General features: G+C 37.6%; 22 protein-coding genes and 1 riboswitch. Of the genes, 16 read left to right on the top strand and 6 right to left on the bottom strand.

The annotated features are described in order from the left end of the window. Window positions 1-80 precede the first annotated feature (80 nt). Window positions 81-184, top strand: a riboswitch (SAM riboswitch). A gap of 53 nt (window positions 185-237) precedes the next feature. The 5 genes from QF004_RS07350 to metF all read left to right on the top strand — a co-directional run bounded on the left by QF004_RS07350 (window position 238) and on the right by metF (window position 7,601). Further along, window positions 238-1,188, top strand: coding sequence for an alpha/beta fold hydrolase (locus QF004_RS07350; RefSeq protein WP_307424485.1), 951 nt, complete (start codon window positions 238-240; stop codon window positions 1,186-1,188). Then, window positions 1,178-2,716 carry a homoserine dehydrogenase gene (locus tag QF004_RS07345; protein ID WP_307424482.1) on the top strand — a complete coding sequence of 513 codons (1,539 nt, stop codon included), beginning with the start codon at window positions 1,178-1,180 and terminating at the stop codon, window positions 2,714-2,716. Before QF004_RS07350 ends, QF004_RS07345 begins: the two co-directional genes overlap by 11 nt. A gap of 27 nt (window positions 2,717-2,743) precedes the next feature. Then, window positions 2,744-3,754 carry a homocysteine S-methyltransferase family protein gene (locus QF004_RS07340; RefSeq protein ID WP_133438848.1) on the top strand — a complete coding sequence of 337 codons (1,011 nt, stop codon included), beginning with the start codon at window positions 2,744-2,746 and terminating at the stop codon, window positions 3,752-3,754. A gap of 73 nt (window positions 3,755-3,827) precedes the next feature. Next, the gene (gene metH / locus QF004_RS07335) at window positions 3,828-6,488 is read left to right on the top strand and encodes a methionine synthase (RefSeq protein WP_307424479.1); all 2,661 of its coding nucleotides are present in this window, start codon (window positions 3,828-3,830) and stop codon (window positions 6,486-6,488) included. A gap of 156 nt (window positions 6,489-6,644) precedes the next feature. Then, on the top strand, window positions 6,645-7,601 hold the full coding sequence (metF, locus tag QF004_RS07330) for a methylenetetrahydrofolate reductase [NAD(P)H] (protein ID WP_307424476.1): 957 nt from the start codon (window positions 6,645-6,647) through the stop codon (window positions 7,599-7,601). Window positions 7,602-7,814: 213 nt separating this feature from the next. Here the strand turns inward: metF and QF004_RS07325 are convergent, their stop codons facing one another. Genes QF004_RS07325 through QF004_RS07310 form a run of 4 tightly spaced genes read right to left on the bottom strand, consistent with a single transcriptional unit; the run spans window position 7,815 to window position 11,622 of the window. After that, entirely contained in the window at window positions 7,815-8,603 is a 789-nt protein-coding gene (locus QF004_RS07325) for an SDR family oxidoreductase (RefSeq protein ID WP_307424473.1), read from the bottom strand. Window positions 8,604-8,612: 9 nt separating this feature from the next. After that, window positions 8,613-9,842, bottom strand: a complete 1,230-nt coding sequence (locus QF004_RS07320; RefSeq protein WP_307424471.1) for a 3-phosphoshikimate 1-carboxyvinyltransferase — start codon at window positions 9,840-9,842, stop codon at window positions 8,613-8,615. A gap of 41 nt (window positions 9,843-9,883) precedes the next feature. After that, window positions 9,884-10,210: a nucleotide pyrophosphohydrolase gene (locus QF004_RS07315; RefSeq protein WP_133438843.1), complete on the bottom strand. Its 327-nt coding sequence runs from the start codon at window positions 10,208-10,210 to the stop codon at window positions 9,884-9,886. Window positions 10,211-10,236: 26 nt separating this feature from the next. Further along, window positions 10,237-11,622 carry a hypothetical protein gene (locus tag QF004_RS07310; RefSeq protein ID WP_307424467.1) on the bottom strand — a complete coding sequence of 462 codons (1,386 nt, stop codon included), beginning with the start codon at window positions 11,620-11,622 and terminating at the stop codon, window positions 10,237-10,239. A 184-nt stretch (window positions 11,623-11,806) separates the two neighbouring features. On the opposite strand from QF004_RS07310, the gene QF004_RS07305 reads away from it, so the two are divergent. Both QF004_RS07305 and QF004_RS07300 read left to right on the top strand, forming a co-directional pair. Beyond that, window positions 11,807-12,058, top strand: coding sequence for a type B 50S ribosomal protein L31 (locus tag QF004_RS07305; protein ID WP_133438841.1), 252 nt, complete (start codon window positions 11,807-11,809; stop codon window positions 12,056-12,058). Window positions 12,059-12,195: 137 nt separating this feature from the next. Further along, a complete protein-coding gene (locus tag QF004_RS07300) occupies window positions 12,196-13,356 on the top strand; it encodes a GlmU family protein (protein WP_307424464.1) in 1,161 nt (386 codons plus the stop codon). A gap of 93 nt (window positions 13,357-13,449) precedes the next feature. On the opposite strand, the gene QF004_RS07295 is transcribed toward QF004_RS07300, so the two are convergent. After that, on the bottom strand, window positions 13,450-14,217 hold the full coding sequence (locus QF004_RS07295) for an exodeoxyribonuclease III (RefSeq protein WP_307424462.1): 768 nt from the start codon (window positions 14,215-14,217) through the stop codon (window positions 13,450-13,452). Window positions 14,218-14,410: 193 nt separating this feature from the next. Here QF004_RS07295 and QF004_RS07290 point away from each other — a divergent pair, with 193 nt between their 5' ends. Continuing rightward, window positions 14,411-15,190 carry a hypothetical protein gene (locus QF004_RS07290; protein ID WP_307424459.1) on the top strand — a complete coding sequence of 260 codons (780 nt, stop codon included), beginning with the start codon at window positions 14,411-14,413 and terminating at the stop codon, window positions 15,188-15,190. A gap of 124 nt (window positions 15,191-15,314) precedes the next feature. Here QF004_RS07290 and QF004_RS07285 read toward each other — a convergent pair whose 3' ends face one another. Beyond that, window positions 15,315-16,856, bottom strand: a complete 1,542-nt coding sequence (locus QF004_RS07285; protein ID WP_133438837.1) for a PglZ domain-containing protein — start codon at window positions 16,854-16,856, stop codon at window positions 15,315-15,317. 231 nt (window positions 16,857-17,087) lie between these two features. Between QF004_RS07285 and QF004_RS07280 the strand changes: the two genes are divergently transcribed. From QF004_RS07280 to QF004_RS07245, 8 genes are all read left to right on the top strand, one after another. Beyond that, window positions 17,088-18,299, top strand: a complete 1,212-nt coding sequence (locus tag QF004_RS07280) for an HD domain-containing protein (protein ID WP_307424649.1) — start codon at window positions 17,088-17,090, stop codon at window positions 18,297-18,299. A 60-nt stretch (window positions 18,300-18,359) separates the two neighbouring features. Continuing rightward, window positions 18,360-19,391, top strand: coding sequence for a UDP-3-O-(3-hydroxymyristoyl)glucosamine N-acyltransferase (lpxD, locus tag QF004_RS07275; protein WP_133438835.1), 1,032 nt, complete (start codon window positions 18,360-18,362; stop codon window positions 19,389-19,391). Next, entirely contained in the window at window positions 19,384-20,781 is a 1,398-nt protein-coding gene (locus QF004_RS07270; protein WP_133438834.1) for a bifunctional UDP-3-O-[3-hydroxymyristoyl] N-acetylglucosamine deacetylase/3-hydroxyacyl-ACP dehydratase, read from the top strand. Before lpxD ends, QF004_RS07270 begins: the two co-directional genes overlap by 8 nt. Continuing rightward, window positions 20,782-21,570 (top strand): acyl-ACP--UDP-N-acetylglucosamine O-acyltransferase, encoded by a 789-nt coding sequence (gene lpxA / locus QF004_RS07265; protein WP_133438833.1) that lies wholly within the window; start codon window positions 20,782-20,784, stop codon window positions 21,568-21,570. 137 nt (window positions 21,571-21,707) lie between these two features. Then, entirely contained in the window at window positions 21,708-22,271 is a 564-nt protein-coding gene (efp, locus tag QF004_RS07260) for an elongation factor P (protein WP_133438832.1), read from the top strand. An 18-nt stretch (window positions 22,272-22,289) separates the two neighbouring features. Then, window positions 22,290-23,192 (top strand): LpxD N-terminal domain-containing protein, encoded by a 903-nt coding sequence (locus QF004_RS07255; protein ID WP_307424450.1) that lies wholly within the window; start codon window positions 22,290-22,292, stop codon window positions 23,190-23,192. Window positions 23,193-23,273: 81 nt separating this feature from the next. Further along, window positions 23,274-24,146 carry a succinate--CoA ligase subunit alpha gene (gene sucD / locus QF004_RS07250; RefSeq protein WP_133438830.1) on the top strand — a complete coding sequence of 291 codons (873 nt, stop codon included), beginning with the start codon at window positions 23,274-23,276 and terminating at the stop codon, window positions 24,144-24,146. Between the two features lie 115 nt (window positions 24,147-24,261). Continuing rightward, entirely contained in the window at window positions 24,262-24,930 is a 669-nt protein-coding gene (locus QF004_RS07245; RefSeq protein WP_133438829.1) for a porin family protein, read from the top strand. Window positions 24,931-24,988: the final 58 nt, after the last annotated feature.

Raw genomic sequence — 24,988 nt, 5'->3', positions numbered from 1 at the left:
AAAATAGATTCCTAAAATTTGTGAGATTATATTTTAATGCTTTCCTTTGCACCGAAATAAGTTCATTTACATATTTGAAAATGTTATTAAGAAAGGTGGAGAGATTAGACTCAATGAAACCTTGGCAACCCTTCGGAAACGGAGAAGGTGCTACATTCTATCCCGATTTGGGAAGAGATAACAGAAACTATTTTTACCTTTCTCAGGTAGCATTTTCAATTTTAATTTTAAGAAAAATTGAAAAATTCGCTACAACATCTCAAACTCAAAAATCATCATTTAGTATCAGGAAAAATCCTTGATATTGATTTATCGTATCAACTTTATGGTAAAGATTTACACGCTGCTCCAATTATTTTGGTCAATCATGCCTTAACCGGAAATTCGAATGTTGCCGGAGAAAACGGCTGGTGGAATTCTTTAATCGGAGAGCATAAAATTATTGATACCAATACTTTTTCTGTCATCTGTTTTAATATTCCCGGCAATGGTTTCGATGGAAATTTAATTGAAAATGAACAGGATTTTGCACCAAAAGATATTGCGGCTATTTTCCTTAAAGGTTTATCATTTTTAAATATTTCCAGACTTCATACTTTGATTGGCGGATCCTTAGGCGGAGCGATTGGCTGGGAAATGTTGGCATTAAAACCCGACTTGGCAGAAAGTTTCATTCCGGTAGCCTGTGATTATAAAACCTCCGATTGGTTGCATGCGCAGTGCTTGGTTCAGCAATTCTTATTGAATCAAAATGACCAGCCTTTGCAAAAAGCCAGAATTCACGCCATGTTGTGTTACCGAACGCCGGCATCTTTAAATGAAAGATTTAAAAATGAAATTCATCCAGAAAAGCAGATTCTGAAATCCCACGACTGGCTCAGTTTCCACGGTGAAAAATTAAACGAGAGATTTAGTTTGAATGCCTATCGGTTGATGAATCATCTGTTGATGACCATTAATACAGATCAAAAGAAACTCAAAAAAATCAAAGCCAATATTCATCTCATCGCTGTCGATTCCGATTTGTTTTTCCCCGCTTTTGATATGCAAAAATGTTATCAGTTTTTACTCGAATCAAAATCAAATACTTTCTACCACGAAATAAAATCCATTCACGGGCACGACGCTTTTTTAATGGAATACGACCAACTTAATCAAATTTTAAATACCATCATTCATGAAAAATAAAACCGCAATAAAGATTTTAAAAAACAGATCCATCATCAAATTCGAAGGAAAAGATTTCTTAGGCGAAGTCGGTATCGACGGCAGAATCTTCAAAGCACTGACTTACGCAAGAATCAGCGTGGGCGTTATTTCCCAACAGGCAATAGAAAACGGCATTTCAGTTTTGGTGAACGAAAGTGATTCCGAAAAAGCAGTGAACTGTTTGATCGATGAATTTGAAAAAGAAAGAAAATCAGGAAAAGTAAGTCAGATTTTCAGCATTAATAATGTTTCTGTTTTAGGATTTGTTGCCCAAGATTTTAATAAGATCATGTCGGAACTGGCGAGGAATAATATTTTTCCTTTGATTCTGAATCAGATTGCGGCCGAAAACAGGATCAATATCGTGGTCACTTCTTTGCAGGACGAGAAAGCGAAAAACATCATCGAAGCCGAAATCAATTCAAAACCTAAAACGGTCCATTTAGCGGTGATCGGACATGGGAAAGTGGGATCGACGCTGATTGAGCAGGTTCTGCAAAATTCAAAAGAAATCAGGAATCGTAAAAATCTTGATTTAAAAATTATTGCAGTGGCAAATTCCAGAAAAATCGCATTTAATAAAAAAGGGTTTAATGAAAACTGGGAACAGGACGTTTTAGTCGCGGAACATGAATCGAACATGGATTCCTTAATACAGTTTTCACAGGTTAATCAACTCGAAAATCTAATCGTAGTCGATAATACCGCAAGTGTCGATTTTGTGAAAAACTATACGCTTCTGGCAGAAAACGGCTTCGATCTGGTTTCATCCAACAAGATTTTCAACACTTTATCTATTTCTGAATACCGGGATTTCCGACGTGTTTTAAATAAGAGAAATAAAAAATATTTATATGAAACCAATGTTGGAGCAGGTTTACCTTTAATTGATACCATTAAATTACTGCATTTGTCGGGAGAAAATATTACCGGGATAAAAGGCGTTTTCTCCGGTTCTCTCAGTTATATTTTTAATAATTTTTCAGTTCGTGATGAGAAGTTTTCGACGGTTTTGAAAGAAGCGATTGATCAAGGATTCACAGAGCCGGATCCGCGCGAAGATTTATCAGGAAATGACGTTGCCAGAAAACTATTAATCCTGGCCAGAGAACTTGATTTAAGCAATGAATTTAGCGATATCAATGTTGAAAGTCTAATTCCTGAACATCTGTCAAAGATTGAACAATCTGAATTTCTGAATGGATTAAACCTTTTAGATGCGCATTTTGAAGAATTGAAAAAGAATCAAAAAGAAAATCACGTTCTGCGTTTGGTAGGAGATTTACATGGTGATTTGCAACAAGAAAAAGGAGAACTCGATGTTCAGTTAATTTCAGTTCCTTCCAATTCTGCCCTCGGACAGTTAAAAGATTCAGATTCTATTTTTGAAATTTATACCGAAAGTTATGGTGAAAATCCGATCGTAATTATGGGTGCCGGAGCCGGAGCAAAAGTAACTGCCAGAGGTGTGTTCGGAGATATTCTGAGATTATCTGAAAATAAATAACCGTCATTTTAATTTTATTGGAAAAAAATGAAAAATACAGCAGCACTTTATAAAGTCTTAAATGAAAGAATCCTCGTCCTCGATGGGGCGATGGGAACGATGCTTCAACGCTATAAATTTTCAGAAGAAGATTACCGAGGTGAACGATTCAAAGATTGGGAATATTCTCTAAAAGGAAACAACGATTTACTTTCACTTACGCAACCTCACGCCATCGAAGAAGTTCACAGAAAGTATTTAGAAGCCGATGCTGATATTATTGAAACGAATACTTTTTCGGGAACTACCATCGCTATGGCTGATTACCACATGGAAGAATTGGTTTACGAACTCAATTATGAATCGGCAAAAATTGCGCGCAAAATTTGCGATGAGTTTACTTTAAAAAATCCTGATAAACCTAGATTTGTGGCAGGGTCCATGGGTCCGACCAATAAAACAGCGAGTTTAAGTCCGGATGTGAATGATCCGGGTTTTCGGGCGGTTACTTTTGATGAATTGCGACTGGCGTACAAATTACAGGCAGAAGCACTTCTAGACGGAGGTTCAGATATTCTTTTGGTCGAAACAATTTTCGATACTTTAAATGCGAAAGCAGCGCTTTTTGCGATTGATGAAATTCAGGAAGAAAGAAATATTAAAATTCCAATCATGGTTTCGGGAACGATTACTGACGCTTCGGGACGAACTTTGAGCGGACAGACCGCAGAAGCATTTTTAATTTCTGTTTCACATTTAAATTTATTGAGTGTTGGATTAAACTGCGCTTTGGGAGCAAAACAATTAACGCCTTATTTGGAAACTTTATCCAAAAATTCCGACTTCTATATTTCTGCTTATCCCAATGCAGGATTACCCAATGCTTTCGGTCAATACGATGAAAGCCCGGAATTTATGGCAGAACAGATTCGCGAATATGCCGAAAAAGGTCTCATCAATATTATTGGCGGTTGCTGCGGAACAACACCGCCACATATCAAAGCCATCGCTGATTTGGTGAAGGATTACGTACCGCGTTTAAAAAATGTACCAGTTTAGTGATGTAACAATTTACCAATCATGGTCTTCATCGTTACATTGCTACACTTTTATATTGTTACATTAAAATATTATGAAATATCTAAAACTCTCAGGTCTCGAACCTTTAATTATAACGCCGGAATCCAATTTTATTAATGTTGGAGAACGAACCAATGTCGCTGGTTCTAAGAAATTTCTTCGACTCATTAAAGAAGGAAACTATTCAGAAGCACTTAATATTGCCCGCGATCAGGTGGATGGCGGCGCACAAATCCTCGATGTTAATTTTGATGATGGATTGCTCGACGGAAAAATGGCAATGGTGAAATTCCTGAATTTAATTGCTTCCGAACCGGATATTTCCCGGATTCCGATGATGATCGATTCCTCAAAATGGGAAATTCTGGAAGCCGGATTACAGGTCGTTCAGGGAAAATGTGTGGTGAATTCCATCAGTTTAAAAGAAGGAGAAAAGGAATTTATCAGCCATGCAAAGACGATAAAAAGATACGGCGCTGCAGTAATTGTAATGGCTTTCGACGAAAATGGACAAGCCGATAATTACGACCGAAGAATAGAAATTTGCAAACGATCCTACGATATTCTAGTGAACCAAGTGGGGTTTCCATCCGAGGATATTATTTTCGATCTCAATATTTTCCCCGTCGCAACGGGAATGGAAGAACACCGCAGAAACGCTTTGGATTTCATTGAGGCCACAAAATGGGTTCGAGGAAATTTGGCAAATGTTTCGGTGAGTGGAGGCGTTTCCAATGTTTCGTTTTCTTTCCGTGGAAATGATAATGTACGGGAAGCGATGCATTCCGTTTTTCTTTATCATGCAATCAGAGCCGGAATGAATATTGGAATTGTGAATCCATCGATGTTAGAAGTGTATGACGAAATTCCGAAAGAGTTGCTGGAGTTGGTAGAAGATGTGATGCTCGACAGAAGAGACGACGCAACCGAGCGACTTTTAGATTATTCCGAGCGGGTAAAATCTACTAAAAAAGAATTTGTAGAAGAATTAGAATGGCGGAAAGAACCATTACAAAATAGAATCACCCACGCTTTGGTAAAAGGAATTGATCGATTCATTATTGAAGATGTTGAAGAAGCAAGAATTATTTCTAAAAGACCTTTAGATGTTATTGAAATTAATCTTATGACCGGAATGGGTGTTGTCGGCGATCTTTTCGGAAGCGGAAAAATGTTTTTGCCGCAAGTCGTAAAATCCGCGCGGGTAATGAAAAAAGCCGTTGCTTATTTGCAGCCTTTTATTGAAGCGGAAAAAGATGAAAAGCAAAAACCCAATGGCAAAATTTTGATGGCGACTGTAAAAGGCGATGTCCACGATATTGGAAAAAATATTGTGAGCGTAGTTTTAGGCTGCAACAATTATGAAATCATCGATTTGGGTGTCATGGTTCCGGCGGAGAAAATTATTCAGGCAGCGATTGACCACAATGTTGATGTGATCGGTTTGAGCGGATTGATTACACCGAGTTTAGACGAAATGGTTCACGTCGCGGAAGAACTGCAAAGAAAAAATCTGAATTTTCCATTGTTAATAGGTGGTGCCACCACTTCAAAAGCGCATACTGCCGTGAAAATCTTCCCCAAATATGGAAACACAGTTGTTCATGTCAATGATGCTTCCAGGGCAGTTGGCGTAGTTTCGCAGCTTTTGGATCATAATAATGAACAGTATAAAGCAGATTTAAAAGTTGATTATGAAGATTTCCGAGAGAAATTTTTGAACCGGCAAATTGAAAAAGAATATGTTTCTATCGAAGACGCCAGAAAACAAAAGTTCACGATCGACTGGAAAAACGAAGAACCCGTAAAACCTAAAACTTTAGGAATCTATATTATAGAAAATCAAGATTTAAGAGAATTATTAGATTTTATGGATTGGACTCCTTTTTTCAGAAGTTGGGAACTCCACGGGAAATTTCCTCAGATTTTAACTGATGAGTTTGTGGGTGAACAAGCAACCGAATTGTATAAAGAAGCCAAAGTTTTATTAAATAAAATTTTGGATGAAAAATTATTTACCGCGAAAGGGATTTTTGGAATTTTCCCGGCAAATTCAAACGAAGAGGATGATATTTTGCTTTATGATAAAGATGGAAATGAAATCTCACAATTCCGAACTTTAAGACAGCAACTGAAGAAATCTGCAGGGAAAAAATATTTGGCTTTAAGTGATTTTATCGCGCCGGAATCTTCCGGTAAAAAAGATTATGTGGGCGCTTTTGCGGTGACGACAGGATTTGGAACAGAAGAATTGGCGCAGAAATATTACGATGATGGTGATGATTACAATGCAATTATTGTTAAAGCATTAGCCGATCGTTTGGCAGAAGCGTTTGCCGAATTTCTGCATCATAAAGTGCGGACAGAATTTTGGGGATACGCAGAAAGTGAAAATTTAGAAAATGAGGACTTAATCGCAGAGAAATATTCAGGAATCCGCCCGGCTCCCGGTTATCCGGCCTGTCCCGATCATTTGGAAAAAACCACGATCTGGAATTTATTAGAAGTAAAAGAAAATATCGGATTGGAATTGACTGAAAGTTTAGCCATGTTTCCAACAGCCGCAGTTTCGGGTTATTATTTCGCCAATCCGGAAGCTAAATATTTCGGCGTTGGAAAAATTAAAGAGGACCAGTTGAAAAATTATGCTGAAAGAAAAAGAATCGATTTGGAATTCGCAAGAAAATGGTTGAGTCCGAATCTTGCGGAATAATCGGGATATGCGTAAAGCGCTGTTAGAGCTTCAAGCTCTAACAGCGCTCTGGAACCGATGGGATTTGCATCCTTTTTTGCCAGCGTAAACGTCGGTCATAAATAACACAAAAACAACTATGAGCAAATATTGCTTGGCTTCCCTAACAATGACAAAATGAAAATTACAGAACATATCAATAACGCCAAAGGTAAAACCTTGTTTTCCATCGAAATTGTGCCGCCCACCAAAGGAACAGGTATCGAAGATCTCTATAAAAACATCGATCCTTTAATGGAATTCAAACCTCCATTCATCGACGTCACAACTTCGCGGGAAGAGTATATTTATCTCGATAAAGGCAACGGTTTGATGGAGCGGAAAATTACCAGAATGCGGCCGGGAACTTTGGGGATCTGCGCGGCAATTCAGCATAAATATAATGTAGATACCGTTCCGCACGTTTTGTGCGGCGGCTTTACTAAAGAGGAAACAGAGTATCTTTTGGTCGACTGTATGTATCTGGGAATCGAAAATATTATGGCTTTAAGAGGCGATGCGATGAAAGGACAACAGTATTTCGAACCAACCGAAGGCGGTCATAAAAATGCAGTGGATTTGGTTCGACAAATGAACGATTTGGGACGCGGGAAATATCTTCATGATGAAAAAATCTGTGACGGAAACAACAAATTCTGTATTGGCGTTGCGGGGTATCCCGAAAAACATATCGAAGCACCCTCGATGAATTACGATTTAAAATGGCTGAAACAAAAAGTAGATGCCGGTGCGGATTATGTCGTTTCCCAGATGTTTTTCGATAATAAAAAATTTATTGATTTTGTAAAAAGTGCCCGGGAAATCGGCATTAATGTTCCGATTATTCCGGGAATTAAGCCCATTGCAACGAAGAAACAGCTGCAACTTTTGCCACAGGTTTTTAAAATTGATTTGCCGGAAGATTTGATTTCCGCCGTAGAAAATGCAAAGGATAATGCCACTGTAAAGCAAATCGGAATCGAATGGACGATCAATCAATGTCGTGAATTATTGGATTTCGGTGTTCCGGTCTTGCATTTTTACTCGATGGGGAAAAGCGATAATATTAAAAAAATTGCTCGCGAACTTTTTTAATTAAAGATAAATAACGCAAAAAACCCACGTTCAAAAAAATTGAAACGTGGGTTTTTTAGACTGAATTATTGATTCAGGAAATTTCGGGATTTTATTAAATCCTGTTCCTTATTATTAGGTTTGGGCTTATTTTTATCAGTAAACTCTTTTATGTTCTTTACCGGGAAATCGGCTCAGAATCTTTTAGCCAGGACACTTTGATTTTAATACAAATTAATCCATTTTGTTGTATTTCCTCATTAAATTCTCATAAAAGTTCTGCGGCAGAATCCATTTTAGCGGAATCCCAATCTTCTGTCCGAATTTCCCAAAATAAAAATGGGCTTTCCATGATTTTTTATTTAAAAGTTTTTCAATATACGCTGCGACTTCAAGTGGCTCTGTTCCATCGTCTACGTGAGAATTCATTAGAGAATATACTTTATTAAAAGTAGATTGATACGGTTCAGAAACTTTGGTTTTTACTCTGTTTTCAGCAATATTTGTTTTAATGTCTCCTAAATGCAAAACACAAACCTGAATATTCCAGGGAGAAACTTCGTAGCGGATTGCTTCTGTCACTTTATCTAAAGCCGATTTTGAAGCCGAATAAAATCCACGGAACGGCAATCCCATTTCACTGCCGATACTGGAAATATTAATGATTTTTCCCAATTTTTGCGCCCGCATTGTCGGCAGCACAGCGGTCATCATCTGTACGGAACCAACTAAATTTAAGTTAAATAATTTCAGGATTTCCTCCTGTGAAGAATCTTCAACTGCGCCCACCATTCCCATTCCTGCATTATTGATGAGAATATCGATTCTGGATTCTGTTTTTAATATTTCGGCAATTGCATTCTGAACCTGAGTATTGTCTGTAACGTCGGTCGCAATTGTTTTAAAATAGGTAGAGTCCGCACTTTTTCTGCTTAATCCGTAAACGGTATGTCCTTTCTTGCCGAGATAGTTAGCCAGGGTAAAACCAATTCCGGCAGAAGTTCCGGTGATAAGTATTGTCATTTTTGTAATTTAATGTTGATCAAGAACCTGGGCGAAATCATCCCAAAACTGTGGATAGGATTTTTCGACCACTTGTTCATTTTCAATTGTTAGCGGCGTGATGAGGCAAAACGGTGCAAAACTCATGGCCATCCGGTGATCGTTATAGGTTTCAATCGAAATATTTTCATTCGCCTCAAAGAATTTTACCGAGTAAATGGAATCGTCGGTGATTTCAGAAATACAACCGATTTTGAAAAGTTCATTTTTTAAAGCGACCAGACGGTCGGTTTCTTTTACTTTTAAAGTTGATAATCCTGTGATTTCAAAAGGGATTTGTAATGCCGTTGCCGTGACACAAAGCGTTTGCGCAATGTCCGGGCAGTCATTCATGTCCAGAGAAATGTATTCCGGAAAAACAAATGAACTTTCCGGCATTAGTGAAATCTTACTTTCCGAACCTTGAGAAATCGTGTTGACTCCGAAAAACTTCCAGTAAATTTCCTTGATTACAGAATCGCCCTGAAGCGAGTGTGGCCGGAAACTTTTAAGGTTAATGGACTTTCTGCCGATAGCTGCCAAAGAATAAAAGTAGGAAGCAGAACTCCAGTCGCTTTCACAAATACATTTGATAATCTGCGAACTTTTATCGCTGTGAATATTTGGGAAAATCTGAATCACCTGGCCTTCCCATTGCGTTAAAATCCCAATGTTTCGAAGGATTTTTAAAGTCATTTCCAGATAAGGCCGCGATGTAATTTTTCCAACCAGATTAATTTCCAGGCCGTTTTCTAATTTCGATCCGATCAACATTAAGGAAGAAATAAACTGACTTGAAATATTCGCAGGAATTGCTACCGAACTTTTTTCCAGTTTTTTTCCGTTAATCTTTAATGGAGGAAAACCTTCTTTTTCTAGATAAGAAATATCGGCTCCCAAATCCCGTAAAGCATCGACCAGGAATTGAATCGGTCTCTCTTTCATCCGCTCAGATCCCGTCAAAACGGTCGTCTTTCCTTCCTGAATTGCAAAGTAGGAGGTGAGGAACCGCATCGCCGTTCCGGCATGATGAATGTCGACGAGGTCTGCATTGCTTTCCAGAGCTCTGTGTAAAAGTTGAGTGTCCTGAGAATTAGAAAGGTTTTCAATTTTCAGGTTTTTAAAAAGATAGCTTAAAATTAAAAGACGATTCGAAATACTTTTCGAACCGCTTATTTTAATCGTTTCATTGTCTTTTAAGGTTGATTTTTCCAGCCTCATATTGATACTTTTGTCTGATTAAATTCTGAATTTTTTGATTCTTATTTCAGTTTTTCGTTTTTCTGATGACGGTCTTTGTCGCGGTCTGTTTTAACTTTCATTTTTCGGTCAAATGCTTCCTGCAGGTTAGTTCCGGTTTGATTCGCCAGGCATAAAGTGACAAATAAAACATCCGCTAATTCTTCACCGAGATCTTTCACTTTATCAGATTCTTTTTCACTTTGTTCACCATATCTTCTGGCAATAATTCGCGCAACTTCACCCACTTCCTCAGTAAGCATCGCCATATTCGTAAGTTCGTTAAAATACCGGACGCCGATGGTTTTTATCCATTGATCGACTTCTTCCTGGAGTTTAATTATTTCCATATTTCTTTTATTTGGGCAGAACTGAATTATTGATAAGCGCCCATACTTGGATTGACCAATCGGGAAATTTTCACAATATCCAAAGGCGCTGTCGCAGCTGCCGCCGTATTTCCTTTTCCTTTTGCCGGAGAATCAGCTTTTAATCTCAGATTCATTTTTTGGGTAAAATAATTCTGGAATTTCGGATCTTGATTCTTCATCGAACCTGCATCCAAAGTATAATTTGCGGAACTTCCGTATTTCAGTAATGAAGTCTGGAAACTGTAATTAAAAGTCTGTCCGGCTGTTGGTTTAAAAAGAACTGCGTTGTCATTATCGGTATAAATAATCGAGTTTTTAACATTTAAAGTTAAAGCTCCCTGTTCAATGGACGTTCCGTTATCGTACTCATTGGTGGCGTACAATCCAAGTCCCGGAAGTGCTGAATTTAGGCTCCAATAATTCGCCAAAGTAGAATGGATGATATTATAAGTTCCGCCTTTAAAAATGGCAAAGTCGGCATTTCCACAATTATTCATCACCAGGTTTTTCGCAGTAACAATCGAGTTGATCGCCATAATTCCAAATTCCTGATGCGTATGGAAAATAGAATTATCAATCGTTGCAGTTGTTTGATTCATTTCTAAACCAACGGTTCCGCCGAAAACTTTCGCATAATTCATATTTAAAATAGAGTTGGCCTCCATTGAAATTCCCTGCCAGTTTTTAGGAATCGTGTCATAGCGCGTGTCATTTCGGTCGCCACGGAAAATGATTTCTTCTCCTAAATCACCATTAATATTCAGTTTGGCATTTTTAGAAATCTTCAGTCCACTGTTTTTGTGAAAATAAATTTTAGTTCCTTTTTCAATATTTAAAGTTTTTCCTTCCGCCAAAGTCAAATCTCCGAAAATGATTTTCGCCTTATTGCCGGTCCACAATGTATTTGAATTTAAAATATTTGGATTGGTTTTACTTTCAATATAAAATTCAGCATCCTGAACGACTGAAAACAAAGTCACATGTTGATTTCCGGCCGGCGTTTGAAAATTAATACGATCCTCGGCAATCGCTTCCGGTGCGTTGGCAATCGGTGCAATTTCTACAAAAATATACAGACTGTCTTTTTTCCGCAAAGGAATATTACTGAAATCTGTCCCCGCTTTGCCATCAACATTGATTCGGTATAAAGAGCCGGCTCCTTTTTCAAGAGAGATTTTCGGAATCATAACGTCTTTGTCTTCGTTGTTATAAATTTTCACAGCGTAAGTTTCCGACCGGACCTGATTATAAACAGTATCCAGGAAAAGGGTGTCTTGCGAAAAACGAAGCAGCTGAGTGGGGGATTCAAAGTTGATATCGTCTCTGTTACAGCTTATTGCCGTTAAAAAAATCCAAAAAGAAAAAGCAAGAATAAGTTTAAATTTGTTCATTTATGTAGGAATAGATGTAGGTTTCAAATTTAATTAAAATTGTTGAACATAAAAATTATTAATTAAGTTGATATACTATTTGGAGATAAGAAAATTATTTGTACTTTTGCGGTCTAAAATTTAGCAGAGAAATACCATTACTATTTCGAAAGCAAAGCTTTAATTATTAATAATAAAATAAGTTATGAAAAACGGAATCCACCCAGAAAATTATAGACTTGTTGTTTTCAAAGATATGAGTAACGACGAGATGTTTCTTTGCAAATCTACTGCAGATACAAAAGATACAATTGAATATGAAGGTTCAACTTACCCATTGATCAAAATGGAAATCTCTTCAACTTCTCACCCTTTCTATACCGGAAAAGTGAAATTAGTTGATACCGCAGGTAGAGTTGACAAATTCATGAACAAGTACAAAAAATTCGCGAAGTAATTTTCGAATTTTAATGATAATTAAAGTCTTTCAAGTTTTTTGAAAGACTTTTTTTAGTGTAAATTTGATTCACTTTGTCAAACTATTAATTTTTGATAAAGTTTGTAATAAAAATAGAACTTTAAACTTAAGCCGATATGCAACTCGTATTTTCAGACGCCCAGTTTTGGGAAGATTTTTTACCGCTTACTTTTACCAGGCCTGTCGCAGAAATGCGTTGCGGGATTTTGACTTTTTCGGAAAGATGGCAAAAGCTGTTGGGTTCCGCAGATGTTTCTTATCTCACAGAAGATTATTTGCAGGAAAAGTTTAAAAAATACGACCTGAAAGAAAGCCTTTTCATTGTTCCTAATTTTCTGCCCAGCGAAAATCTTTTAAACCAAATTAAAGACTTGCAATTGGGAGAAGCGTTGGTTTACAAAGATGAATTACTCGCAGTCAGAATTAATATGGATAATTTTTCCTTAAGTCACATTAATAAAATGACTGATATTGAGGAAGAAGTTTTGTTTTTTAATCAACCAACCGATTTGTTTTCATTTAATGAAAAAGCAATCGATTTTGATTTTGAACTTCTTACAAAAGGGCGAGTTTCGGCACCTCTTTCTGAAACCAATGGTTTCTTAGGTGACAAAAAAGATTTGTTCATCGAAGAAGGAGCAGAAGTTGAGTTCTCAACCTTAAATACCAAAACCGGAAAAATCTACATCGGTAAAAATGCAGAAGTGATGGAAGGTTGCAATCTTCGTGGCCCAATCGCATTGTGTGAAGAATCGAAATTTAATTTAGGCGCAAAAATTTACGGTGCGACAACGGTTGGTCCGCATTGCAAAGTCGGTGGTGAAGTGAATAATGTCGTCATTTTTGGATATACCAATAAAGGTCATGACGGGTTCATTGGTAATTCGGTCATTGGCGAATGGTGCAATCTCGGTGCAGATACCAATTCGTCGAATCTTAAAAATAATTACGCTATGGTAAAGCTGTGGAATTACAAAGCGAAAAAATTTGTGAATACCGGATTGCAATTTGTAGGTTTGATTATGGGTGATCATTCGAAATCGGCGATCAATACACAGTTTAATACCGGAACAGTGGTAGGAGTTGCTGCCAATATTTTCAAAAGCGGCTTTCCGCCAAACCTGATCGAGAGTTTTTCCTGGGGCGGAATGAAAGGCGATGAAAAATTCAAATTGGAAAAAGCGTATGAAGTTGCGGAGTTGGCGATGGCGAGAAGGAAAGTGGCTTTTACTGTAATAGATCAGAAAATTTTAAAAACGATTTACGAATTTTTTTAATCTCCAGGTATCAAATATAAAACAGGATGATTTTTTTTGGCCTGGAGCATTTACAAAAACCCCGCTCAGTTCATTCGATAAAAAGAATGTAGATTAATTCAACGACAATTCTACCAGGACCGGACAATGATCAGAATGAACGGCTTCTTTCAAAATCGCAGCACGCGAAAGCTGCTGCTTCAGCGAGTAAGACACGAAATTATAATCTAATCTCCACCCTTTATTTCTTGCTCTGGAATTTTGTCGGTAACTCCACCAGGAATAATTATCGGGTTGATCATTGAAAAACCTGAAGCTGTCGATTAGCTCGCATTCTTCGATGAACAGAGTCATCCATTCTCTTTCCATCGGCAGGAATCCGGAAGTGTTCTTTAAACCTTCAGGATTGTGAATGTCAATAGCGTGATGACAGATATTGAAATCTCCGCATATAACCAAGTTAGGGATTGTTTTTTTTAATTCTTTAATATAAGTCAGGAAATCGCAACAGAACTTCATTTTAAAATCGAGTCTTTCGATATTGGATGCAGACGGGACATATACAGAAATCACCGAAAAACCTTCGAAATCTGCGCGCATAATTCTGCCTTCAGAATCATAGTCTTCAATACCGCAGCCATATTCAATGTGCTTGGGTTTGATTTTTGAAGCGATTCCAACGCCGGAATAGCCTTTTTTCTGGGCAGAATGCCAGTAACTGAAATAACCGTTTTTTTCTAAACTTTCGATATCGATTTGGTCGTTGCCTGCTTTGCTTTCCTGGATGCAGATGACATCAGGATCGGCCACATTCAGCCAGCCTAAAAAATCTTTGGTAAAAGCCGCCCGAATTCCATTGACATTATAAGAGATGATTTTCATAAAATTGTTTAATGCCCAAAAATACAAATTACGATTTGTAACTAGTAATGAAAATGAGTTAATCAAAAGAAAATACAGAGATTCCAAAAAAAAATGATTGCTTTATCACGGGTTTATCCAAGTGTTTTTACTTTATATTTATATACCTTTGAAGCCTGTTTGTTACAGAATCATTATGGTAAAAGGCTTGATTTTGATGCTCTTGTTTAATTTGGGAACTCTTTCAGAACATTTTCGATCTACGAAAAGCGGTGAAGATTTGTTGCACACCCAGCTAGAAAAAAGGCAGGGAGGCGATAGTTATTTATGGACTTCTTTTTTTAATCAGAAAAGCAATGCTTATTTAATGGCTTTACTGAAGGAATGGAATATCAAAACTCTTTTTCTTTCTGTGAATCCGACAATGGATTTGGCAAAACTGCGTTCTTTTAAAATTCTTGCTTCACAAAATGGAATTAAAGTCGATTTTCTAATCGGAGAAAATTCTTATCTGGAAGAAGATGATGGATTTACCCACTTAGAAAAAGTAATGATCGAAGGTAGAGATCTAGGATTTGCCGGAATCCATCTGGATATTGAGCCACATACTTTTGATGATTACCATGAAAATATAAAGGTTTATTCGAAAAGGCAAATCAAGTTATACACCCAGGCGAAAAAATGGTGTGCCGATAACGGCATGGATCTGAGCACAAGTGTTCCGATGCATTTACCAATTGAGGTGGCAAAAAACTTGAGCAGAAATAATATCACAACCTATATTATGGCCTACGACCATTTGAGTTTAGAAAAAAAGATGGACAAAACAGAAGCCATCAGAAAAATTTTAAAAAATAATTACCGCTGGGTATTCGAGATTGATGATTTTCCGGATTATACCAGTTTGCAGGAAACTGAAAATAAATTAATTGAAAAAGGAATCAAAGGGTTTGCCTATCATGATTTGTCTCAGATGAATTTGTTTAAAAAATAATGGAAATTTTAGATCATTTTTTAAAAAGATTTTTGCGCGTGAAAATGGTGGTCAATAAAAAAGCGGAAAGAATCTAAGATTCTCTCCGCCCTAGAGCCCAAAATCAAATAAACTATGAAAAAAACTATTTGGGTTCTAATATGCTGATCGGAATAATGCATTCCTCCAAAGAAATCCCGCCATGTTGATAGGTTTCTTTGTAATAGTTTACAAAATGATTATAATTTTTCGGATAAGCCAAAAAAGTATTATTCTTTGCAAAGATGTATTTGGAACTTAAATTTCCTTTCGGTAAAAATAATTTCTCGGGATTGGAAATTGCCCATACATCATTGTTTTCGTAGGTTAAACTTCTGCCCGTTTTATACCGGATATTTGTTGAAGTTTCTCTGTCGCCAACCACTTTACTGGGTTTCTTCACATAAATAGTTCCGTGGTCAGTCGTGATGACGAGTTTGAAACCATTTTCTGCGGCCTGTTTAATAATCTTTAATAATGAAGAGTTTTCAAACCAGTTATACGTCAGTGACCGGAAGGTCTTGTCATCTCTGATCAGTTGATTGACAATGACGTTGTCTGTTTTTGCATGAGATAATATATCGATGAAATTATAGACAATGACCAACAAATCGTTGTTTTTATGCTGGTTGAAATCTTCTAAAATTTTGCGTTCAAAATCTGCATTTAATATTTTCAAATACTTCATAGACTTTCCGGATAAACCGAGGCGTTTCATTTGATCTTCTAAAAAATCGCGTTCGTGCTCGTTTTTATTGCCATCTTCATTATCATTAATCCAATATTGCGGAAATCTCTTTTCAATTTCTGACGGCATTAATCCGGCGAAGAAAGCATTTCTCGCGTACTGTGTTGCCGTGGGGAGAATGCTGTAATAATAATCTTCAGATGTTTTCTGATAAAATTTGGTAAATAGCGGCTCGATGACTTTCCACTGATCATAGCGCAGATTATCAATCATTAATAAAAGAACTTTATCTTTTTCTACTTCCGGCTTTATTTTATCTTTAAACAACGTATGGCTCATCATCGGTTTATCAGATGAATTCAACCAATGTTCATAATTTTTTTCAATGAACTTTCCGAACTGAATATTGGCTTCCTCTTTTTGAGATTGCAGCAAATCTGAAAACTCATTGTCGAAAACTTTATCAAATTTAATTTCCCAGTTCAGGATTTTCTTATAATATTCTGCCCATTCCTGATAGGTTTTCAAATAAGACAACTCCATCGAGAGATTTCGGAATTCCTGCTGGTATTCGAGTATGGTTTTTTGCTCGATTAAGGTTTCCTCCTGCAAATTCTTTTTTAATGAAAGTAAAATCTGATTCGGATTTACCGGTTTCAAAATATAATCTGCAATCTGTGAACCAATGGCCTGTTCCATAATCAGTTCTTCTTCGTTTTTGGTAACCATTACGATTTTAATGGCGGAGTCGATATTCTTAATCATCGGAATTGCCTCCAGCCCAGAAATCCCAGGCATATTTTCGTCCAGCAAAGCCAATTGAAAATTTTCTTTTTCAATCATTTCTAAGGCTTCATTCACGTTATTCACCGGTGAAACTTTGTAGCCTTTGTTTTCTAAAAATACAATATGAGGTTTTAGTAAATCTACTTCATCATCTATCCAAATAATTTTTGACATCTATTTCTTAATTTGTTTATTGTTACAGAAAGGAGTATTGATACTCGCAATTCTATTATCTAACTGCCATCAAAAATACAACCAAAAACTGCCAACTTTTCTGTAATATCAAGTTAAAGTTGCGTTAAATTTAATCATAATTGATAAATGCTCGATGTGAATAATTCATAACCGACACCGAAGCACTTACCTTAAAACTAAATTGTAAATTTGCAGATCGAAGTTTCTATTATGACCAATAAATTTAAAATAATCAATGATCCGGTACACGGATTTATCAATATTCCCCACGAAATTCTTTTTGATGTGATCGAGCATCCTTATTTTCAAAGATTACGGCGGATTTCGCAGACCGGTTTATTGAATTTAATTTTTCCCGGTGCAACACATACCAGATTTCATCATGCTTTAGGCGCAATGCATTTGATGTTTACCGCGTTGGAAACTTTGAAATTGAAAGGTGTTACAATCTCTAAAGAAGAAGAAAAAGCCGCAATGCTGGCCATTCTTCTCCATGATATTGGGCACGGTCCGTTTTCGCACGCTTTAGAAAATATGCTGATGGATGACTGGCATCACGAGAAACTGTCGCTGTTGCTGATGAATAAAATGAATGAGGAGTTCAATGGTGAACTTTCGATGGCGATAGAAATGTTTCAGGGAAAATACCAGAGAAAATTCTTTAATCAGCTGATTTCCTCCCAGTTGGATGTCGACCGTCTTGATTATTTAAAGCGCGACAGCTTCTATACAGGAGTCGTAGAGGGAAATGTAAACACCCAGAGAATTATTTCGATGATGAATGTTTCTGAAGACGAACTGGTGATCGATGCAAAGGGGATTTATTCCATCGAAAATTTTCTGACGGCACGGATGTTTATGTATTGGCAGGTGTATTATCATAAAACGTCTGCATTGGCAGAATATCTTTTGGTGAAAATTTTAGCACGGGCAAAATTTCTGGTTTCTCAGGGCAATGAACTTCCAGCTTCAGAAAACCTGGCTTATTTCCTACACAAAAATGAGTTTGAAAAAGCGACCGGAGAAGACATTCAGCGTTTTACAGAACTTGATGATAATGATGTAATTCAAGCCATTAAATTCTGGACAAAAAGTGATGATGTTGTTTTGTCTTATCTGTGTAATTGTGTTATTCAAAGAAAATTTCCGAAAACACTGATGTCTTCCAAACCTTTCGATAAAGAATTTATTGAAGATAAAATCGCCAGAACAAATCTAAAATTTGGACAAGATATCGGTTCAGAACTTGTAGATCAGATAGCCAGAAATCTTCTGCCGTATAATGCAGAGCATCAGCCGATTTATTTACTGCAAAAAGATGGCGAAAAAACCAAGCTTGACCATTCTGAGAATCAAATTCTGTCCTCCTTTATCAATCAACTGAATACCAAGTATATTTTATCATTTCCCCGAGAAATTTAAAGCCGTTTTTTGTCACCTAAATGATTTGCAATATTTGGGAATTTGTTATCTTTGCAGGATATGGAATTTACCGCATCGCAGATTGCAAATTTTATTAACGGACGAATCATAGGGGATGAGCATGCGCTCATCACGGGCGTATCGCCTATAGAAAGTGGAGAAGAAGGCCATCTTTCTTTCGTCGCGCAAGAAAGATTTGCAGAGCATATTGATCGATCGAAATGCTCAGTTCTAATTGTTTCTGAGAAACTATTAACCGAAAAAACTTATCAACCCACTATTATTGCTGTAGAAGATGCTTATCTGGCGTTTCAGGTTTTAATGAATCTGTATCAGGAAATGCAGGGGCGTAAATCTGGAATTGAAGATGGAGCGGTGTTTCACGAGTCTGCCTCGGTAGGCGAGAATGTATATGTAGGCGCTTTTACCTGCGTCTCTGAAAAGGTAAAAATAGGAGATGGTTCCCAAATTTATCCGCAGGTATTTATCGGTAAAAATGTAAAGATTGGTAAAAACTGTGTCTTATACAGTGGTGTAAGAGTTTACGATTATTGTGTGATTGGCGATAACTGCATCATTCATTCCAATACGGTAATCGGTTCAGATGGTTTTGGTTTTCAACCGACGAAAGATGGCTATCAGAAAATTCCGCAGTTAGGAAATGTTATTTTAGAAGATCATGTAGAAATTGGTTCTAACTGTAGCATTGACAGAGGAACTATCGGATCGACGGTTATTGGGAAAGGTACCAAAATCGATAACTTAATCCAAATCGCTCATAATGTAAAAATTGGCCAGAATAATGTAATTGCCGCACAAGCCGGAATTGCAGGTTCTACAGTAATTGGCGACTGGAATCAAATCGGCGGTCAAGTCGGTATTGTGGGACATATTCAGATTGGTAATCAAGTAAAAATACAGGCACAAAGTGGTGTGAATTCTAACACCAAAGACGGCGAAATTCTGTACGGCTCCCCTGCCATCAACGCAGGCGAATACCGAAGAAACTATGTGCATTTCAGAAATTTCACCGATATTGTTAAACGAATAAATAATCTTGAGCTCAACTCAAAAGATAAAACTAATGAGTGATAAACAAAAAACCTTAAACGAAGAGATCTCTCTCTCCGGAATCGGCCTTCATACTGGTCGGGAAGTAACCCTTACCATGAAACCTGCAAAAGAAAATACAGGTTTCGTTTTCGTAAGAACCGATCTTGAGGGGAATCCTCATATCGAAGCAGATGTCAACTATGTTACCACCACTGAAAGAGGAACAACTCTGGAAAAATTGGGCGTCAGAATACATACCTGCGAGCATTTGCTTGCTGCTTTGGTAGGATGTGATATCGATAATGTCATCTTGGAAATGGACAGTGCAGAACCACCAATTTTAGATGGATCTTCTAAATTTTTCGTGGAAGCAATCGAGAAAGCAGGGATCATCGAACAATCTGCAGCAAGAGAATATCTGATTGTAAAAGAGGTGCTGAGTTACAGTGATCCTGCAACCGGTTCAGAAATTACAATTATTCCCTCCGATACGTATGAAGTAACAACCATGGTCGATTTTGGAACCAAAGTATTGGGAACCCAAAACGCCACTTTAAAGGATATTTCAGAATTCAAAACCGAAATATCATCAGCAAGAACTTTCAGCTTTTTACACGAGCTGGAAATGCTTTTGGATGCCGGCTTAATTAAAGGTGGTGACATTTCAAACGCCATCGTCTATGTTGATAAAGAACTTACTCCTGAAACAGCAGAGAGACTGAAAAAAGCGTTCGGAAAAGATGAAGTTTCAATCCGTCCGAATGGAATTTTAGACAATCTTACCTTAAATTATCCTAACGAAGCAGCACGTCATAAATTACTCGATGTGATAGGCGATTTGGCTCTGGTTGGTGTTAAAATCAAAGGAAAAGTTATTGCAAACAAACCGGGACATTTCGTCAATACACAGTTTGCAAAGAAATTAAACAGACAGTGGAAACTGCAGAAAAAGAAAAATGTTCCCGATATCGATATTTATAAAGAACCGGTTTACGACATCAATGGAATTATGAAATTGATGCCGCACAGACCACCGTTTTTATTAATTGACAAGATTTTAGAACTTTCAGATTCTCACGTGGTCGGTTTAAAAAATGTAACGATGAACGAACCGTTTTTCGTTGGGCATTTTCCGAAAGAACCTGTGATGCCAGGCGTTTTACAAGTAGAAGCTTTAGCCCAGACCGGAGGTATTTTGGTTCTGGCAAGCGTACCCGATCCCGAAAATTACTCGACTTATTTTATTAAAATGGATAAAGTAAAGTTCAAGAAAAAAGTAGTGCCGGGAGATACGATGGTATTTAAAATAGAATTGATTTCACCTATCAGACGGGGAATTGTGCACATGCAAGGATACGGATATGTCGGCGACAGCGTTGTGGTAGAAGCAGAGCTGATGGCCCAGGTGGCAAAAAACAAACCGGATTAAATGGTACATCAATTAGCTGCCGTAGACCAGCGTGCAAAAATAGGCAAAAACGTTACCGTAGAACCGTTTACAACGATTGCCGGTGATGTGGAAATTGGCGAAGGAACTTGGATTGGGTCGAATGTGACCATCATGGATGGAGCCAGAATCGGCAAAAATTGTAGGATTTTTCCGGGCACTGTAATTTCCGCAATTCCACAGGATTTGAAATTCGACGGTGAAGAAACGCAGGTGATTATCGGCGACAGAACAACCGTTAGAGAATGTGTGACCATCAACAGAGGAACAAAAGCCCTTGGTTATACCAAAATTGGTGAAGATTGTTTGATCATGGCTACTGTTCATATTGCCCACGATTGCGTTTTGGGTGATCATGTTATCATTGTAAACGGCTCTGCGCTTGCAGGTCATGTAGAGGTGGGCGATTATACCGTTATGGGAGGACTTTCGGCCGTACATCAATTTGGTAAAATTGGCAAACATGTCATGATTTCAGGAGGAACTTTAGTGAGAAAAGACATTCCTCCTTATGTTAAAGTGGCGCGTGAACCAATGAATTACGCTGGAATTAATTCCGTGGGTCTTAGAAGAAGAGGGTTTACCAATGATAAAATTTTTGAAATTCAGAAAATTTACCGCGCTGTTTATCAAATGAAAATGAATGTTTCTCAAGCTTCAAGTTATATAGAAAAAGAAATGCTGCCTACTGCAGAGCGTGATGAAATTCTTGAGTTCATCAGAAATTCACCACGCGGAATCGTAAAAGGATATGGGACCGGTAAAGAATAATATCGGTTTTCATAAATCCCCAAAGGGATCATTTAATAAAGAACAGGAGATAATCCGCTGACTATTACCAATAAAAAAACAACAAGTCCCGAAGGGAAAGAACAGGACGTAATCCTGTGATTATAATAACATAATATATGGCAACAAGCAACGATATTAAAAAAGGAATGTGTATCGAATTCAGTAACGATATTTTCAAAATTATTGATTTTTTACACGTGAAACCAGGTAAAGGTCCAGCTTTCGTAAGAACAAAAATGAAGTCGGTTACCAATGGTAAAGTCTTAGACAATACTTTTTCGGCAGGTCACAAAATCGATGAGGTCAAGGTAATTACCAGAAAATTCCAATATCTGTATGAAGATGATAATGGATATCACTTTATGAATAATGAAGATTTTTCGCAGATCTATCTTGATAAAGAAATGATTGAAAACGCTCAGTTTATGAAGGCAGGCGAAGAAGTAACCATCATTTTAAAAGACAGCGACGAATCTCCTTTGTCAGCCGAAATCCCACCAACAGTTTATTTGGAAGTAATTGAAGCAGATCCGGGAGTGAAAGGAAATACTGCAACCAACGCATTGAAAAATGCCATCGTAGAAACAGGAGCCAGAGTAATGGTGCCATTGTTCATCGAAGCTGGTGATAAAATTAAAGTAAATACCGAAGATGGATCTTACTTGGAAAGAGTGAAATAATTTTAATAAAACCGACCGATGACTTTTACAAAACCACAAACCCTGAAATCAATCTCAGAAATTATTGGCGCTAAAATGATTGGCGACGAAAATTTTCCGGTTTTAGGAACCAATGAAATTCATAGGGTGAAAAGTGGAGAAATTGTTTTTGTAAATCATCCGAAATATTATGATAAAGCACTCCATTCTGCGGCAACCATTATTCTTATCGATAAGGAAGTAGAGTGCCCAGCCGGAAAAGCACTGCTCGTTTCTGATGATCCGTTCAGGGATTTTAATAAAATCAATACCCATTTTACAAAAATTACCAACTTCGGCGAAGCGCTGCATGAACTGGAAGTAGGAGAACGCACGCAAATTCATTCTTCTGTAGTCATTGGTAATAATGTGAAAGTCGGAAACGACTGTATCATCTTTCCGAATGTTGTGATTGGCGACCGAACGATAATTGGTGATAACGTCATCATTCAGTCCAATACAGTTTTGGGCGGTGATGCCTTTTATTACAGAAAACTTAACGGAAATTTTGACCGGTTAATTTCAGTCGGAAATGTCATTATAGAAAATAATGTAGAAATAGGAAACGGCTGTACCATCGACAGAGGAGTTACCGATGCTACGGTGATTGGCGAAGGTTCTGTTTTAGACAATCAAATCCAGATCGGACACGACACCATTATCGGAAAAAAATGCCTCATTGCTTCCCAAACAGGCATTGCAGGATGCTGCATCATCGAAGATGAAGTCACCATTTGGGGACAGGTGGGGATGGCCTCAGGTGTCCGTGTAGAAAGCGGAACGGTTCTTTTAGCAAAATGCGGTGTAAACAGGGATTTGCAAAAAGGAACTTATTTCGGACCCATTGCGGAAGAATTCCGGCAGTATTTAAGAAAGGAAGTGAAGCTTAAGAAGTTGAAATAACGGCTATAGATGCCAGCAAGTTCAAATATTATTAAGTAATTTTGTAATCATTAATTGAATAATAAATTTAAAAAATAAAAAATGTCAGTATTAGTAAACAAAGATTCTAAAGTAATCGTACAGGGATTTACCGGAAATGAAGGAACTTTCCATGCAGGGCAAATGATCGAATACGGAACAAATGTCGTAGGTGGAGTTACCCCAGGAAAAGGAGGTTCTGAGCATTTGGGAAAACCGGTTTTTAATACGGTTGCAGATGCGGTAGAAAAAGCCGGAGCTAATGTGAGTATTATTTTCGTGCCGCCGGCATTTGCTGCAGATGCGATTATGGAAGCAGCAGAAGCAGGAATCAAAGTAATCGTATGTATTACCGAAGGAATTCCGGTTGCAGATATGGTGAAAGTGAAAGCATACCTTGCTGACAAAGATAGCAGATTGATTGGGCCAAACTGCCCGGGAATTATTACTTCTGATGAAGCTAAAATCGGAATTATGCCTGGTTTCGTTTTCAAAAAAGGAAAAATAGGAATCGTTTCTAAATCAGGAACTTTAACTTACGAAGCAGCAGACCAGGTGGTAAAAGCCGGTTACGGTGTTTCTACAGCAATCGGAATTGGTGGTGACCCGATTATCGGAACAACGACAAAAGAAGCGTTGGAATTATTCATCAATGACCCGGAAACTGAAGCAGTAGTGATGATTGGTGAAATCGGTGGTAACTTAGAAGCTGAAGCTGCAAGATGGTACAAAGAAAGTGGTTCTAAAAAACCGGTTGTTGGATTTATCGCGGGACAAACTGCTCCTAAAGGTAGAACAATGGGTCATGCAGGTGCAATCGTTGGTGGTGATGATGATACTGCTCAGGCAAAAATGGCCATTATGAGAGAAAACGGAATTCACGTAGTAGATTCTCCAGCGGAGATCGGCGCTACGGTGGCCAAAGTTTTAGGATAATTTTCCTTAATAATATAAAGCGTCTTGTAATTTTTGCAAGACGCTTTTTTGTTGGTTGCATTTTTTTATATCTTTGTATGAACGCAAGTACAAAACAGATTTTAAAAAACACAATATGAAAAAATTATTACTCAGTTCAGCACTATGTGCAGCTGCCGTTTTATCAGCTCAAATTGATTTCAGCAGCACGCGATTCGGAATTACCGCAGGAGGAACTTATTCGAGGATAAGTAATGCCCATAATCCATCAGGTCCCAGATTTTCTGGTTATGGTGGGGTTTTGGCAATGATCCCTGTAGACAGTAATAACCAGTTTTACATTCAGCCTCAGGTTGAATATCTGGGAGCCGGTGAAACCGGAAAGGATAAAGATGCGAAAGGAAAAATTGGGTACGATGCAGTTTATGCCAACAACTATATCAGTGTTCCTATTTATTTTAAAGCGTATTTTTCTGAAGCCGAGTCCGAGTTTTTTGCAATGGCCGGACCGAAATTTAATTTTTTGGTGAATCAGAAAGTCACCGATCCAAGTAAGCCATATTATGCTGTTGACGAACTGTCTGCTTACCCAGGCGTAAACGGAAAGGCAAACAGTTTTAATTTTGCTTTGGGTTTCGGCGTGGGTTATTCATTGAAGCGGCAACTTGAAATCGCTGCAAGATATGATCTTGGATTGAGCAATACCTACAAAGGTTTAATGAATGAACCGGGATCTGATCCCAATATTGCAAAAAAGAAATCGGAACAGGTGCTTAGCCTGGGCTTAAGTTATATTTTTCAATAATAAATAAAAATTCCATCAATTAATTTTGATGGAATTTTTTATTTTGAAATTTTTGTCT

It is taken from the genome of Chryseobacterium sp. MDT2-18 (assembly GCF_030815285.1).
GTDB lineage: Bacteria > Bacteroidota > Bacteroidia > Flavobacteriales > Weeksellaceae > Kaistella > Kaistella salivictor.
The sequence above is the reverse complement of the archived record's forward strand: the minus strand, read 5'-3'. Positions and strand labels throughout refer to the sequence as shown.

Bases quoted from the DNA above. Each gene is read 5' to 3' on its own strand.
- QF004_RS07320 (WP_307424471.1), bottom strand. From the start codon at position 9,842: ATGAGGCTGGAAAAATCAACCTTAAAAGACAATGAAACGATTAAAATA.
- QF004_RS07305 (WP_133438841.1), top strand. From the start codon at position 11,807: ATGAAAAACGGAATCCACCCAGAAAATTATAGACTTGTTGTTTTCAAA.
- QF004_RS07300 (WP_307424464.1), top strand. From the start codon at position 12,196: ATGCAACTCGTATTTTCAGACGCCCAGTTTTGGGAAGATTTTTTACCG.
- QF004_RS07270 (WP_133438834.1), top strand. From the start codon at position 19,384: ATGAGTGATAAACAAAAAACCTTAAACGAAGAGATCTCTCTCTCCGGA.
- QF004_RS07280 (WP_307424649.1), top strand. From the start codon at position 17,088: ATGACCAATAAATTTAAAATAATCAATGATCCGGTACACGGATTTATC.
- metF (WP_307424476.1), top strand. From the start codon at position 6,645: ATGAAAATTACAGAACATATCAATAACGCCAAAGGTAAAACCTTGTTT.
- QF004_RS07325 (WP_307424473.1), bottom strand. From the start codon at position 8,603: ATGACAATACTTATCACCGGAACTTCTGCCGGAATTGGTTTTACCCTG.
- QF004_RS07315 (WP_133438843.1), bottom strand. From the start codon at position 10,210: ATGGAAATAATTAAACTCCAGGAAGAAGTCGATCAATGGATAAAAACC.
- QF004_RS07340 (WP_133438848.1), top strand. From the start codon at position 2,744: ATGAAAAATACAGCAGCACTTTATAAAGTCTTAAATGAAAGAATCCTC.
- QF004_RS07345 (WP_307424482.1), top strand. From the start codon at position 1,178: ATGAAAAATAAAACCGCAATAAAGATTTTAAAAAACAGATCCATCATC.
- QF004_RS07285 (WP_133438837.1), bottom strand. From the start codon at position 16,856: ATGTCAAAAATTATTTGGATAGATGATGAAGTAGATTTACTAAAACCT.
- metH (WP_307424479.1), top strand. From the start codon at position 3,828: ATGAAATATCTAAAACTCTCAGGTCTCGAACCTTTAATTATAACGCCG.
- QF004_RS07245 (WP_133438829.1), top strand. From the start codon at position 24,262: ATGAAAAAATTATTACTCAGTTCAGCACTATGTGCAGCTGCCGTTTTA.
- QF004_RS07310 (WP_307424467.1), bottom strand. From the start codon at position 11,622: ATGAACAAATTTAAACTTATTCTTGCTTTTTCTTTTTGGATTTTTTTA.
- lpxA (WP_133438833.1), top strand. From the start codon at position 20,782: ATGGTACATCAATTAGCTGCCGTAGACCAGCGTGCAAAAATAGGCAAA.
- QF004_RS07295 (WP_307424462.1), bottom strand. From the start codon at position 14,217: ATGAAAATCATCTCTTATAATGTCAATGGAATTCGGGCGGCTTTTACC.
- QF004_RS07255 (WP_307424450.1), top strand. From the start codon at position 22,290: ATGACTTTTACAAAACCACAAACCCTGAAATCAATCTCAGAAATTATT.
- sucD (WP_133438830.1), top strand. From the start codon at position 23,274: ATGTCAGTATTAGTAAACAAAGATTCTAAAGTAATCGTACAGGGATTT.
- lpxD (WP_133438835.1), top strand. From the start codon at position 18,360: ATGGAATTTACCGCATCGCAGATTGCAAATTTTATTAACGGACGAATC.
- efp (WP_133438832.1), top strand. From the start codon at position 21,708: ATGGCAACAAGCAACGATATTAAAAAAGGAATGTGTATCGAATTCAGT.